The sequence below is a fragment of the Sagittula sp. S175 genome (assembly GCF_049800975.1).
In the GTDB taxonomy this organism is placed as follows: Bacteria; Pseudomonadota; Alphaproteobacteria; order Rhodobacterales; family Rhodobacteraceae; genus Sagittula.
This window is the reverse complement of sequence record NZ_JBNAGB010000018.1, coordinates 1-12,899: the sequence shown is the minus strand read 5'-3', so window position 1 is coordinate 12,899 and position 12,899 is coordinate 1. Positions and strand designations below refer to the sequence as shown.

At 65.4% G+C, this 12,899-nt stretch carries 13 protein-coding genes; 7 read left to right on the top strand and 6 right to left on the bottom strand.

All coding sequences use genetic code 11. From position 1 onward, the window contains the following. The first annotated feature begins 17 nt into the window (after positions 1 to 17). Both ACP16H_RS18930 and ACP16H_RS18925 read left to right on the top strand, forming a co-directional pair. Positions 18 to 1,277 carry a hypothetical protein gene (locus ACP16H_RS18930; RefSeq protein WP_425073808.1) on the top strand — a complete coding sequence of 420 codons (1,260 nt, stop codon included), beginning with the start codon at positions 18 to 20 and terminating at the stop codon, positions 1,275 to 1,277. Positions 1,278 to 1,414: 137 nt separating this feature from the next. Then, a complete protein-coding gene (locus ACP16H_RS18925; protein WP_425073807.1) occupies positions 1,415 to 2,464 on the top strand; it encodes a potassium channel family protein in 1,050 nt (349 codons plus the stop codon). 200 nt (positions 2,465 to 2,664) lie between these two features. Here ACP16H_RS18925 and ACP16H_RS18920 read toward each other — a convergent pair whose 3' ends face one another. Further along, the gene (locus ACP16H_RS18920; protein ID WP_425073806.1) at positions 2,665 to 2,880 is read right to left on the bottom strand and encodes a SlyX family protein; all 216 of its coding nucleotides are present in this window, start codon (positions 2,878 to 2,880) and stop codon (positions 2,665 to 2,667) included. A gap of 158 nt (positions 2,881 to 3,038) precedes the next feature. On the opposite strand from ACP16H_RS18920, the gene hisS reads away from it, so the two are divergent. The 3 genes from hisS to hisG are packed head-to-tail and all read left to right on the top strand — an operon-like array spanning position 3,039 to position 6,306. Further along, entirely contained in the window at positions 3,039 to 4,511 is a 1,473-nt protein-coding gene (gene hisS, locus ACP16H_RS18915; RefSeq protein ID WP_425073805.1) for a histidine--tRNA ligase, read from the top strand. After that, positions 4,508 to 5,614 (top strand): ATP phosphoribosyltransferase regulatory subunit, encoded by a 1,107-nt coding sequence (locus tag ACP16H_RS18910; protein WP_425073804.1) that lies wholly within the window; start codon positions 4,508 to 4,510, stop codon positions 5,612 to 5,614. The genes hisS and ACP16H_RS18910 overlap by 4 nt, the downstream gene beginning before the upstream one ends. Then, positions 5,611 to 6,306 (top strand): ATP phosphoribosyltransferase, encoded by a 696-nt coding sequence (gene hisG, locus ACP16H_RS18905; protein WP_425073803.1) that lies wholly within the window; start codon positions 5,611 to 5,613, stop codon positions 6,304 to 6,306. Before ACP16H_RS18910 ends, hisG begins: the two co-directional genes overlap by 4 nt. A gap of 36 nt (positions 6,307 to 6,342) precedes the next feature. Here hisG and yghU read toward each other — a convergent pair whose 3' ends face one another. Further along, positions 6,343 to 7,179 (bottom strand): glutathione-dependent disulfide-bond oxidoreductase, encoded by an 837-nt coding sequence (gene yghU, locus ACP16H_RS18900; protein WP_425073802.1) that lies wholly within the window; start codon positions 7,177 to 7,179, stop codon positions 6,343 to 6,345. Positions 7,180 to 7,236: 57 nt separating this feature from the next. On the opposite strand from yghU, the gene ACP16H_RS18895 reads away from it, so the two are divergent. Next, positions 7,237 to 7,698, top strand: a complete 462-nt coding sequence (locus ACP16H_RS18895; RefSeq protein ID WP_425073801.1) for a YdcF family protein — start codon at positions 7,237 to 7,239, stop codon at positions 7,696 to 7,698. 65 nt (positions 7,699 to 7,763) lie between these two features. Here the strand turns inward: ACP16H_RS18895 and ACP16H_RS18890 are convergent, their stop codons facing one another. Next, a complete protein-coding gene (locus tag ACP16H_RS18890; RefSeq protein WP_425073800.1) occupies positions 7,764 to 8,192 on the bottom strand; it encodes a DUF1489 family protein in 429 nt (142 codons plus the stop codon). Positions 8,193 to 8,522: 330 nt separating this feature from the next. Then, the gene (locus ACP16H_RS18885) at positions 8,523 to 9,281 is read right to left on the bottom strand and encodes an SDR family oxidoreductase (RefSeq protein WP_425073799.1); all 759 of its coding nucleotides are present in this window, start codon (positions 9,279 to 9,281) and stop codon (positions 8,523 to 8,525) included. A gap of 226 nt (positions 9,282 to 9,507) precedes the next feature. Between ACP16H_RS18885 and ACP16H_RS18880 the strand changes: the two genes are divergently transcribed. Beyond that, positions 9,508 to 11,796, top strand: coding sequence for an adenosylcobalamin-dependent ribonucleoside-diphosphate reductase (locus tag ACP16H_RS18880; RefSeq protein WP_425073798.1), 2,289 nt, complete (start codon positions 9,508 to 9,510; stop codon positions 11,794 to 11,796). 191 nt (positions 11,797 to 11,987) lie between these two features. Here the strand turns inward: ACP16H_RS18880 and ACP16H_RS18875 are convergent, their stop codons facing one another. After that, on the bottom strand, positions 11,988 to 12,434 hold the full coding sequence (locus ACP16H_RS18875) for a hypothetical protein (RefSeq protein ID WP_425073797.1): 447 nt from the start codon (positions 12,432 to 12,434) through the stop codon (positions 11,988 to 11,990). An 85-nt stretch (positions 12,435 to 12,519) separates the two neighbouring features. Further along, a partial coding sequence (locus ACP16H_RS18870) for a transposase (RefSeq protein WP_425070187.1) occupies positions 12,520 to 12,899 on the bottom strand: 380 nt, incomplete at its 5' end.

Here is a 12,899-nt window from a genome sequence, read left to right as displayed (position 1 = left end):
CCGTGCGGGGAGTAGGTATGCGCAAGCTGTGTCTGGGTCTGGGGATGGTACTGGCCGTATCGGCCTGCGGTGACCCGATGCGCAATGTCCCCCGTCTGTCCGAGGTCGAGGTGGCCACGGAGGCCGGTCAGGCGGACGTGCTTGCGCCAGAAGATTCGGGTGAGGCTCTGCCTCAGGTAGCGGCCTCGGGTGAAGCTCCGAAACGCGGGCTGTTGGGGTTCCTGAAGCGCAAGGCCGATGCGGCGACAGCGCCGGACCCCGCGGCGGACGCAATCACCGCCCCTGTGGCTGGCGAAGGTGCTGCGATGGGCGCGGAAGGCGCCGACGAGATCGTCATCGCCGTGTCGGATGATGCCCCTGCGGCTGTGCCGGAAAAACGCGGGTTGTTCGGTTTTTTTGGGGGGGGCGGCAAGGCTGAGGCGGAACCGGTCGCTGCTGCTTTGGGCTCTGCCGTCCTCGTGGATGCCGACACGCCCGCTGTTGAGTTGACCGACGTGGACGTTGCCGAAAGCGCCCCGGAAATGGCCCCGACGGCTGAGGCGGAGATCGCGCCCGAGGTTGCCGCAGAGGCCGCTCCTGCAAAACGCGGATTGTTCGGTTTCCTTCGCGCCGGGGCTGCTGCCGAGGGCGTTTCTGCTGCGCAGCCGACCACCCAAAGCGAAGCAGAGCCAGAGGTCCAGCTGGCTGTTGCCGTTCTGCCAGAGGAAAAACCCGCCCAGCGTGGCGGATTGTTCGGCGGCGGCAGACCCCGCGCCAAGGCTGGTGGTGCCCCGAAGCCCGGCGCGCCCGATTTCAAAGAGGTCGCCTTTGGCACGACCGTGCCCTATGGCCAGATCGCGCGTGTTTGTGGCGTTTCGGAATCCCAGCTGGGTGCAAAGACGCAAAGCTGGCCGGAGCGTGGGCGGGGATATGAACTGCGCGATAGCGCACCCGGGAGCACATCGGCGCGCAGCTATTATCTGACCGGGTTCAAGGACGGTTGCGCGCGGCAATTCACGGCTGCGCTGGTGATGTTCGGCTCGCCCGAAACATGGGAGCAGATCCACTATGGTCCTGCCGGGTCATCTCTGCCGGTGCTGTCTACCGACCGGGCGTTCGAGGACATCAAGGCGCGGATCTGCCGGGTGAAGAAGGGCCAGTCCTGCGGGTCGAAGATGTCGACGCTGGAAAAGGATACGGTGTTCGTGTCGTTCTACGAGCGGTTCGAGGACAACACCCGCTGGACCAACATCCTGTTGCACGACGGCGAAGTGGTGGCCCTGGACGGCAAGCGCTGAGGGCGGTGCCAAAACCTGGTACGGAGCTGGAAAGGCATTCCCCGGGTGCGGCCATGGGGCCGCATTCCACCTTGGCGCGGCAAGAGCTAACCTGTTGACCGGACAGGCAGCACAGGAGCGCGCGGGAGGCGCGGACCATGGATATCTTCCATTCCCCCGGCCGGACCCTGGCCAGCATCGTGATTTACCTGTTGGCCGTGGTGGCCATCGCGACCGGTGCCTACATGGCCGCGGGTTGGAGCCTGGGGGACAGCATCTACATGGTGCTTATCACGGTCTACTCGGTTGGCTACAACGAGGTGCATCCCGCAGACACAGCGTATTTGCGGGCGGTGACCGTTGGCACGATGATCTTTGGATGCACCGGGACCATCCTGCTGACCGGTTCTCTGGTGCAGGTCCTGACGGCGTCTCAACTGGACAGGATTTTCGGGAGGCAACGCATGACGCGGGAAATCGATCACCTGAAGAACCACGTGATCGTGGTGGGGCTTGGGCGAACGGGCATGATGCTGGCGCGTGAACTGCGGGCCGGGGGCGCGCGATTCGTTTTGGTCGACCGCGATCCGCAACGGATTGAGGCGGCAGAAGCGATGGGTTTCCTCTGTGTGCAGGGTGACGGTACCACCGAAGAGGTGCTGAAGGAGGCGGGTATCACGCGGGCGCGGACATTGGCGACTGTTATCCCCAACGACGCGGCCAACGTTTTCATCACGCTTTCGGCGCGCAGCCTGAACCACGAGATCAGTATCGTGGCGCGTGGCGAACTGCCGACGACCGAGGGCAAGCTGCGGCAGGCCGGTGCGGACAATGTCATTCTGCCCGCACACATTGGGGCCGAGAGGGCGGCGGAAGTGATCTTGTATCCAGACACGCAGAAGAGCCCGAGCCAGGCGGCTCTGCAGCAGGCGCGCGAGCGCGTGTTGCGCAGCATGGGGCTGGAGACCGACGTGGTCATTGCCCCGGAGGGAGGGGCTATGACCGGCCTGACCGTGGCCGAGATCGAAGCGCGTGCCGATGGACGGTTCCTCGTCGTGCAGCTGATGCGTCAGGGTGGCGAGGTGCTGCCCCGGCCGGACCCTTCGCTGAGCGTGGAGCGGGGCGACGGTGTCATGATCGTCGGGCGCAGCGTGGCCGGGATGCGCTGCCTCTTCGACGCTCCCGACGCTGAAGGGCTGGCTGTCTGATCTGTCCGTAGTGAGATCCGTGCCGACTCGAAGAATGAAAAACGACTGCGTACGTCCTCGACCGTCCTACCAAGGATGGAGGGGGTGGAGGCTTCGGGCAATTCGCTGAAAATGTGCTTCCGGGACGCCGCGATTGTCCCGGCTTTCGCCGTGGGGAGAAGCGCCGGAGTACCTGGCTGGCACTGAAGAGCGTGGTAGGTTCAGTAGTGTGGCGGGCGTTCGTCGCCTATAATGACGCCGCCGGGGGCGTCGGCTTCGCGTTCGGCCTCGCGGCGGATCAGCATTTCCATGCGCCGGGTGAGGGCGCGCAGTTCCGCGTCCTGTCGGGCCACGACGTCCGAGAGCTCGTCGACCGTGTTGTGCAGGTGGGCCACGCGTTCCTCGAGGATGCGGTTGGTCTCATTGGTGTCGGACATGGCATTCCCTCGCGGTTGGGCGTGGCGTGGTGATGTCCCTGAGTATTTGGCCCAAGGAGAAGCTGCAAGGGGCGGGGCTGCGACACGGGCTTTGCTTGCTACCTTGCGGGGGGTTCGGTAGAGGGAGCGCGACGGAGAAAACAGCCGGACGTTGACCAATGGCCAAAGACAAGAAAGCCCCGCGCCCCAAGGCAGAGACGCCCAAGGGATTCCGCGATTACTTTGGGACCGAGGTGACGGAGCGCACCGAGATGCTGCGCGCCATCGCGGCTGTCTACCATCGCTACGGGTTCGAGGCGCTGGAGTCCTCGGGCGTGGAGACGGTCGAGGCGCTGGGCAAGTTCCTGCCCGATGTGGATCGCCCGAACGAAGGTGTCTTTGCCTGGCAGGACGAGGACGAGAAGTGGATGGCGCTGCGCTATGACCTGACGGCGCCGCTGGCCCGCGTCTATGCGCAGCATCGCAACGATCTGCCCTTGCCCTATCGGCGGTTCGCCATGGGACCTGTCTGGCGCAACGAGAAGCCCGGGCCGGGGCGCTATCGCCAATTCTACCAGTGCGACGCGGATACGGTCGGCGCGGCGACGGTGGCGGCGGATGCCGAGATCTGCGCGATGCTGTCGGATTGCCTTGAGGTGCTGGGGATTCCGCGCGGCGACTACGTGGTGCGGGTCAACAACCGCAAGGTTCTGAACGGCGTGCTGGAGGCCATGGGCGTCAGCGACGAGGGGCGGGCGGCGGACGTGCTGCGCACCATCGACAAGTTCGACAAGGTCGGCGAGGCCGGGGTGCGCGAGCTCTTGGGCAAGGGGCGGCTGGATGCCTCTGGCGCGTATATCGACGGCGTGGGGCTGCGCGACGAGCAGGCGGAGCCGGTGGTGGCCTTCCTGACGTCGAAGCGCGAGACCAACGAGGCGACGCTCGAGGCGCTGCGCGCGGCTGTTGGCGCGTCGACGGTCGGGGCCGAGGGGGTCGATGAACTGGCCGAGATGGCGTCCCTGCTGGCCGCGCAAGGCTATGGCCCGGACCGGATCGTGATCGACCCGTCGGTGGTGCGTGGCCTCGGCTACTACACCGGACCGGTGTTCGAGGCCGAGCTGACCTTTGAAATCCTTGACGAAAAGGGCCGCAAGCGGCAGTTCGGCTCGGTCGCGGGCGGCGGGCGGTACGACGACCTAGTGAAGCGGTTCACCGGGCAGGCGGTGCCGGCCACGGGTGTGTCCATCGGCGTAGACCGCCTGCTGGCGGCGCTGCGCGAGAAGGGTCGCATCGGTGGCACCGAGCAGGGGCCGGTCGTGGTCACGGTGATGGATAAGGCGCGCATGGCGGACTACCAGGCCATGGTCGCCGAGCTGCGTCAGGCGGGCATCCGCGCCGAGGTCTACCTCGGCAACCCGAAGAACTTTGGCAACCAGTTGAAATACGCCGACAAACGCCTGTCGCCTGTCGCCGTCATCGAGGGCGGAGACGAGAAGGAGCGCGGCGTGGTGCAGATCAAGGACCTGATCCTTGGCGCGAAGCTGGCCGAGAATGCGTCCTTGGAGGAGTGGAAGGACCGACCCTCGCAATACGAGGTGCCGCGTGGCGATATGGTGCAGAAGGTGCGCGAGATCCTGGAGTTGTACCAGTGACCTTGGCGACAGTCCGGGCCAAGGCGGCGGCGCTGAAATCGCGGTTCGAGGCGGCAGGGGCGGTGTCGGTGGACTGTGCCGTGCTGCAACCCGCAGAGGTGCTGCTGGACCTTTACGGCGAGGACGTGCGCACGCGGGCCTTCGTCACCACGGACCCGGTGCGCGGCGAGGTCATGCTGCGCCCGGACTTTACCGTGCCGGTGGTGCAGATGCACATGGCCGAGGGGGCGGAGCCCGCGCGGTATACCTACGCGGGCGAGGTCTTTCGGCGGCAGGAGGAGCACCCCGAACGCGCGCCGGAGTATTTCCAGGTGGGCTACGAGGTCTTTGACCGCGAGAGCGCCGCTGCGGCGGACGCCGAGGTTTTCGCCCTGTTTTCCGAGGTTTTGTCGGACTACACCCTGCGTCCGGTGACGGGGGACATCGGTATCCTGACGGCGGCGGTGCTGGGGTTGGAGACCTCTGCCCCGCGTCGTGCGGCGCTGATGCGGCACATCTGGCGGCCCCGCCGCTTCCGGGCTTTGCTAGACCGCTATTCCGGGCGGGCGCCGATGCCCGCGTCCCGCGCGGCGCTTTTGGCGTCGGAGGATCCGATGGCTGCGGCCGGTCCGATGATCGGCCTGCGCGACGAGGACGAGGTGCTTCAGCGGGTCGAAATGCTGCGGCTGGACGCCTCGGAACCGATGCTGTCGGGCGAGCAGGTGGACCTGATCGACGCCCTGCTGAAGGTGTCCGAGATGTGCCCCTATGCCTTGGAGCACCTGCGCGACATCGCCGTGGACATGCCCGCGATTTCCGAGGCCGTGGAGGCATTTGAGGCGCGCTGCGAGGCGCTTCAGGCACGGGGCGTGGACGTGTCGCGACTGGCCTTCGAGGCCGGACACGGGCGGTCCTCGATGGAGTATTACGACGGCTTCGTCTTTGGCTTTTACTGCCCGCAGCGGGCGGATTGGCCAGCCATCGCCAGCGGCGGGCGCTACGACGCGCTGACCCGGCAGTTGGGCCGGGGCAAGGAAATCCCGGCGGTGGGCGGCGTGATCCGGCCCGGCCTGCTGGTCGAGATGGACGAGAAGGCCTGCTGCGCTCAGGAGTCCAAGGCATGACGATCAAGCTGGGGGTGCCGTCCAAGGGGCGGCTGATGGAGAAGACCTTTGACTGGTTCGGCGCGCGGGGCGTCGGGTTGGCGCGCACCGGGTCCGAGCGGGAATATTCCGGCGAGGTCACGGGTGTCGAAGGGGTCGAGCTGGTGCTGCTGTCGGCGGGGGAAATCCCGCGCGAACTGGCGGCGGGACGCATTCACCTCGGCGTGACGGGCACCGACCTCGTGCGCGAGAAGCTGGTGCAATGGGAGCAGAAGGTCGCGACGCTGGCGGAACTGGGCTTTGGCCACGCTGACCTAATCGTGGCGGTTCCGGCCTGCTGGGTGGACGTGGATACGCTGGACGATCTGGACGCGGCGGCCTCGGCCTTTCGTGCGCGGCACGGGTTCCGGATGCGGATCGCGACGAAGTATCACCGGCTGGTGCGGGCCTATCTGCACGCGGGCGGTGTGGCGGATTACCAGCTGGTGGACAGCCAAGGCGCGACGGAAGGGACCGTCAAAAACCTGACCGCCGAGGCGGTGGCGGATATCACCTCGACCGGCGATACGCTGCGGGCCAACCACTTGAAAGTGTTGCAGGAAGAGCCGGTGCTGCGCAGTCAGGCGACGCTGTTCCGGTCGCGTGTCGCCGAGATGAGCGATGAGGAGCGCGCGACGCTCCGGACGCTGGGCGAGATGCTGGGCGTCGAGTGACGTGGCAGGGCGGGGATGATCCCCGCCCTTTGTCGTTCAGGCGTTCAGCGCCGCGTCGATGTCTGCCGCAGAGTGGCGATTGGCGACAAAGCCCTCGCCGGTGCGGTTGACGATACGGCCGCGCTGGACGGCGGGGCGGGCCTTGAGCGTGTCGGCCCAGCGGATGACGTTCTTGTAGATGCCGACGTCGAGGAATTCACCCGCGTCATAGCTTTCGCCATGCACGGTGCGCCCGTACCACGGCCAGATCGCCATGTCGGCGATGGTGTAGTGATCGCCCACCATGAATTCGTTTTGCGCCAGATGGCGGTCGAGAACGTCCAGCTGGCGCTTCACCTCCATGGTGAAGCGATTGATGGGATATTCCATCTTTTCAGGGGCATAGGCGTAGAAGTGTCCAAAGCCGCCACCGAGGTAGGGGGCGGAGCCCATCTGCCAGAAGAGCCAGGAGAGCATCTCGGAACGGCTGTCCTTCGGGCCGAGGAAGGCGTCGAACTTCTCGGCCAGGTGCAACAGGATCGCGGCGGATTCGAAGACGCGGACGGGGGAGGCACCGGAGCGGTCCATCAGCGCGGGGATCTTCGAATTGGGGTTGATGTCGACGAAGCCGGACCCGAATTGGTCGCCGTCGCCGATCTTTATCAACCATGCGTCATACTCGGCGGCGTGACCGGCGGCGAGCAGCTCCTCGAGCAGGATCGTGACCTTCTGGCCGTTCGGCGTGCCCATGGAATAAAGCTGGAACGGATGATCGCCGACGGGCAGATCGGCGTCATGGGTCGGACCGGCGATGGGGCGGTTGATCGAGGCGAAGCTGCCGCCGGAGGGCTTTTCCCAGGTCCAGACTTTGGGCGGGGTGTAGGTATCGGTCATGGTATCTCCTGTCGCTTGGCGGCAGGTTAACGCATCGCGCGGTGGAGGGAAGGGCAGATGGAACAGAGGTCCTGTGCGCTGGTGCTGGGGGCGAAGGTGGTTGACGGGCGCGCCTCGCCCGCGCTGCGGCGGCGGGCGGAACATGCGGCGCGGCTGTGGCTGGGGGGGCGCGTGGGGCGGATCATCTGTTCCGGGTCGGACCGCTGGGGCGGGCCGTCCGAGGCAGCGGTGGCGGCTGCGGTCTGTCGCGAGATGGGCGTGCCGGAGGCGGCGCTGGTGCTGGAGGAACGCGCGGCGAATACCGAGGAAAACCTGCGGTTTTCCATGGGGTTGGTGGGGGACGCGCGGGTTGTCGTGGTGACGGATCGGGCGCATGGCGCGCGGGCGCGGTTGTTGGCGCGGCGGATGGGATGGGCGGTGGAGGTGTCCGCGCCGCCCTCTCCGCCGTGGTCGCGGGCGCGGGTGAAACGGGTGCTGCGCGAGGGGGTGGCGCTGGTTTGGGTTTGGGTGCGGGGGTGAAGGCTTTGCGTCGCAAAGCCTTGGTGGGGGAAGACTTTTCGGTCGAAAAGTCTTTGGATCAGGCGTCAGAGGATGCCGATGTCGGCGAGGGCGCTGGCGAGTTCGGGCGGAAGCGGTTCCTCGGCCTTGCGATGCGCGGGGAGGTCCGTGGGCGCGTCGGCGGGCGCGAGGTAGCGCCAGCCCTGAAACGGGCGTTTCGGCGCCGTCGTCGTGCGGATCAGGTCTCGGTCCAGAACGATGGCGCAGCGGTCGATGCCGTCCTGCCCGGTAACCTTTTCGAGCCGCAGGATTTTCTGGCGTGCCTGCACCAAGCCCTTGATAACCCAGAAGATCGAGCCGCCGTTCAGCACCTCTGCCTCGCGCTTTGGCCACATGCGGGTGACGTGGCGCGGCAGCCCTTTGGGCCAGCGCGGCGCCATGGAGGCCTGCCACGCGGCGAGGTCCTCGACCGACTCGGTGCCGACGGAGAGCTTGATGAGGTGGGTGGTGGTCATGGGCAGTCCCCGTGGTGGAGAGGCAAAGGATAGGGGCCTTGGCCGGGCGCTTCAAGGGCAGGGGTTAACGTGGGCCGATACGGTGTTTCTGACCGGAGCGCGCGCTGGGGTTAACCGGGCGACCGGTCTTTGGACCTACCATATATTGTGTTGCGCCGTCAGATGGCCACCGCGGGTTACCGAAACGTGAACGGATTTCGGCCCGCGTTAAGGTGAGTCGCGGCCGGTTTTCGGGGGTAAACCGGCCGGTTGTTAACTTTTGTGCCCGCTGTTCCGGGCGAACCCCGTTGCGTGGAAAGAAACACCGTTAACCCGCCTGGAAACGTCACGTCACACGGTGGAGCGGCTGTCGCCGTCGATGGGGAAGGTCTGGCCGGAGATCGACCGCGCGGCGGGGCTGGCGAGGAAGAGGCAGAGGGCGGCGATCTCTTCGGGCGGGACAAAGCGTTGCACCGACTGGTTGCGCAGCGCGCCCGCGCGTTCCTGTTCCAGCGTGGTGCCGTTCTGCGCGGCGCGGCCTGCGAGGACGCTTTCGATGCGGTCGCCTGCCACGGCACCGGGCAGGATGGCGTTGCAGGTGATGCCGTCGGGGCCGAGCTCCATCGAGAGGGTTTTCGTGAACCCGACGAGGCCCCATTTCGACGCGGCATAGGCGGCGCGGTTCGGGTAGCCGAAGCGGCCTGCGAGCGAGGACATGACGACGATCGCGGGATCGCTGCCCCGGCGCAGATGCGAGATGGCGGCGGCGGTGACGGCGAAGGTGCCGGTCAGGTTCAGGTCGAGCACGGCGCGCCAGTCGGCCAGCGGGTAGTCTTCGACCGGCGCGGTCGGGCCAAAGGCCCCGGCGTTGTTCACCAGCACATCGAGGCCGCCGAGCCGGGCGACGGCCCGTTCCACGGCGTCGGGCAGGGTCCCTGCCTCGGCCATGTCGGCGCGTGCGCCGGTGATGCCGTCCGTTGTCGTGATCTGGTCCAGCGCCGCCTCGTCGATGTCGAGCACGTCGACGCGGGCTCCGGTGGCGGCAAAGGCCAGTGCGATGGCGCGTTCGATGCCGTTTGCGCCTGCGGTCACAAGGATTTTCCGGGTCATGTCGCGTCCTCCTGCGGGGCAGGGTGCGCGGGTTCGGGAGGTGGCGCAATGGGCTGTCTGACGCAAGGGCAGGGCGGTTGCAGAGAAACTCCGCTGTTCAGCCGAAGGGCAGGATGTGGTATGGGTCGGCTTCCCGTCCTCCGAAATCTGGGGTGTGACGGGTTGTGGAATCACATCGGGGCGGGGTAACTGACCGCTCTTGCCGACAACTGGAGTCTTGCCGCTCATGACCCGCTTTGCTGCCCCCATCGCCGAACAGATCTGGGATATGAAATATCGCCTGAAGGAGGCCGACGGCACGCCGGTCGACAAGTCGGTGGAGGACACCTGGCGGCGGATCGCGCGCAGCCTTGCGCAGGCCGAGGCGAAGCCGGCGCTGTGGGAAGAGAAGTTCTACCACGCGCTGGAGGATTTCAAATACCTGCCCGCCGGGCGGATCACGGCGGGGGCCGGGACCGACCGCTCTGTCACGCTGTTCAACTGCTTTGTGATGGGGACGATCCCGGACACGATGGGCGGCATTTTCGACATGCTGAAGGAAGCCGCGCTGACCATGCAGCAGGGCGGCGGGATCGGCTACGATTTCTCGACCATCCGGCCGAAGGGCGCGCCGGTGGCGGGCGTGGCGGCGGATGCCTCTGGCCCGCTGTCCTTCATGGACGTGTGGGACGCCATGTGCCGGACGATCATGTCGGCGGGCTCGCGGCGCGGGGCGATGATGGCGACCATGCGCTGCGATCACCCCGACATCGAGCAGTTCATCGCGGCCAAGGCGGACTCGGCCCGCCTGCGCATGTTCAACCTGTCCGTGCTGGTCACCGATGACTTCATGGAAGCGGTGAAGGCCGATGGTCCCTGGGAGCTGAAGTTTGGCGGCGTGGTCTATCACACGCTCGACGCACGCGACCTGTGGAACAAGATCATGCGGGCGACCTATGACTATGCCGAGCCGGGCGTGATCTTCATCGACCGCATCAACAAGGCGAACAACCTCAACTACTGCGAGACCATCGCGGCGACGAACCCCTGTGGCGAGCAGCCCCTGCCGCCCTATGGTGCCTGCCTGCTGGGATCGATCAACATGGCGCGGCTGGTGGCGGAGCCCTTCACCGACGCGGCGCATCTGGACGAGGACAAGCTGTCCGATCTGGTCGCCTGCGCCATCCGCATGATGGACAACGTGGTGGACGTGTCGCGGTTCCCGCTTCCCGCGCAGGAGCAGGAAGCGCAGAACAAGCGCCGCATCGGTCTGGGCGTCACCGGCTTGGCGGATGCGCTGCTGATGTGCGGCCAGCGCTACGGGTCCGAGGAAGCGGCTGTCGTTGCCGAGGGCTGGCTGAAGGCCATCGCGCGGGCGTCCTACCTGGCCTCCGTGGATCTGGCGAAGGAGAAGGGCGCCTTCCCGCTGTTCGACGCCGAGAAGTACCTGGCCTCGGGCAACATGATGCAGATGGACGACGACGTCCGCGAGGCGGTGCGCAAGCATGGCATCCGCAACGCGCTGGTCACGTCGATCGCGCCGACCGGGACGATTTCGCTCTATGCCGGGAACGTGTCCTCGGGGATCGAGCCGGTCTTTGCCTATGCCTACACCCGCAAGGTGTTGCAGAAGGACGGCACCCGGACCGAGGAAGAAGTGGTCGATTACGCGGTCAAGATGTACCGCGAGTTGCACGGCGAGGGCGATCTGCCCGACTACTTCGTCAACGCCCAGACGCTTGCCCCGCTCGATCATGTGCGCATGCAGGCGGCGGCGCAGAAGTGGGTCGATTCCTCGATCTCCAAGACGATCAACTGCCCCGAGGACATCTCCTTCGAGGACTTCAAGGAGGTGTATCTGGCCGCCTATGAATCCGGCTGCAAAGGGTGCACGACCTACCGCCCGAACGACGTGACCGGGTCGGTCCTGTCGGTGTCCTCGGAGGAGAAGAAGGCGCCGGAGGTGGTTGCCAACGACGACGCCGAACCGCAGCAGCCCCATGGCGACGTAATCTACATGGCGGAGCCGCTGGACCGCCCGGAGCACCTCGAAGGTAACACCTACAAGTTGAAGTGGCCGGATTCGGAACACGCCATCTACCTGACAATCAACGATATTGTTGTCGCCGGGCACCGTCGGCCCTTCGAGGTCTTCATCAACTCCAAGAACATGGAGCACTACGCCTGGACGCTGGCACTGACGCGAATGATCTCGGCCGTCTTCCGTCGCGGCGGCGACGTATCGTTTGTGGTCGAGGAACTGAAAGCCGTCTTCGACCCGCGCGGCGGTGCTTGGGTGAAGGGCAAGTACATCCCCTCGATCCTCGCGGCCATCGGCGGCGTGATCGAGCAGCACCTTGTGGCGACCGGGTTCCTGGAGGGCGAGGGCATGGGCCTGAAGAGTGACCCTCAGGCGAAGGTCGTGGGTCTCGACGCACCGCGCGGTAAGGCCTGCCCGTCTTGTGGCCAGTTCTCGATGATGATGGTTGAAGGGTGCATGACATGTTCGTCGTGCGGTCACTCGAAGTGTGGGTGAGTTGAGGGGTCTGAACTGTAAGCCAGAAAAAGGAGAAGCGTGCGCAAAGAAAATTTAAGAGCTTGCGCAACACCTCGGTTGGCGATGAATTTCCGAGGCTGTCTCTACCTAAGATCCTGTAATTAATGTAAAATGGAGCAGCATTTCTGCTCCACTTTTGCTTCCGCATAGGTTGTTTTGACCTGTCCCTTTCAAAGGTCTTCAGGGATCTCTGACCGGAGGTATAGGCTGCCGAAATCGGCACCCTCCGGTGAGAAGGCCTGGATTCCACGGGCACGAAGTCTGGACGACAGCTGTTGCCACGACATGCCGTAATGAACCGACATGGTCCTGAGCGTGAAGAAGCGCACGTGAAATTCGGCGGCGTCGGTTTCGGAGATGTAGTCCTGGCGTGCGTGTGTCCGCGGGTTCATCATTTGGGTGGAAGGAGTATGCCCGTCGGTGATCAGACGCTTGAGTATCGTTGGATTGCCAATTCCAACGGATTTGGCGAACCGCTCGATGGTGAGCGCCGAAGCACTATCGTTCGAAAGCAGCGCCACGACTTCGTCATGGTCTACGTAGATGGCAGCGAAACCGTCGAAATCTGCATGGTTGCCCACACGGCGAATCTGGCCTTCGAGAATAGCGCGTACCACAGCACCTGGACGGATCTTGAGCCTTGCAGCGGACTCTGTTGCACAAAACCGTCTCTGAGCGGAGTTCCCCTTTCCCCGGACGGATTTATCCCACGACTTCTGTGACAGGGATTCCAAGGGCGGTGTAGCCGTTCAGAACGGCGATACGGACCTGAAGCTCAGCGACCTGTCGGTCGAAGTCCCGCGCCATGAGGCGCTGCCCCAGCAGTTTAACGCAGTGCATCTTGGTCTCGACGCGGCTTCGGCGGTGGTATCCGCTCCAGTTTCGCCAGATAGCGCGGCCGAGGTATTTCGAAGTTCGCAGGGCCTCGTTTCTGGCCACCGCACCCGCGGTGACGGCCTTCCACGACTTAGCGTTTTTGCGGGGTGGGATGACGGCATGGGCACCGCGGTCAGCGATGGCGTCGTGGCATTTGCGGGTATCATACGCACCGTCTGCGGTGACGCTGCCGATCGCCTCGTTCG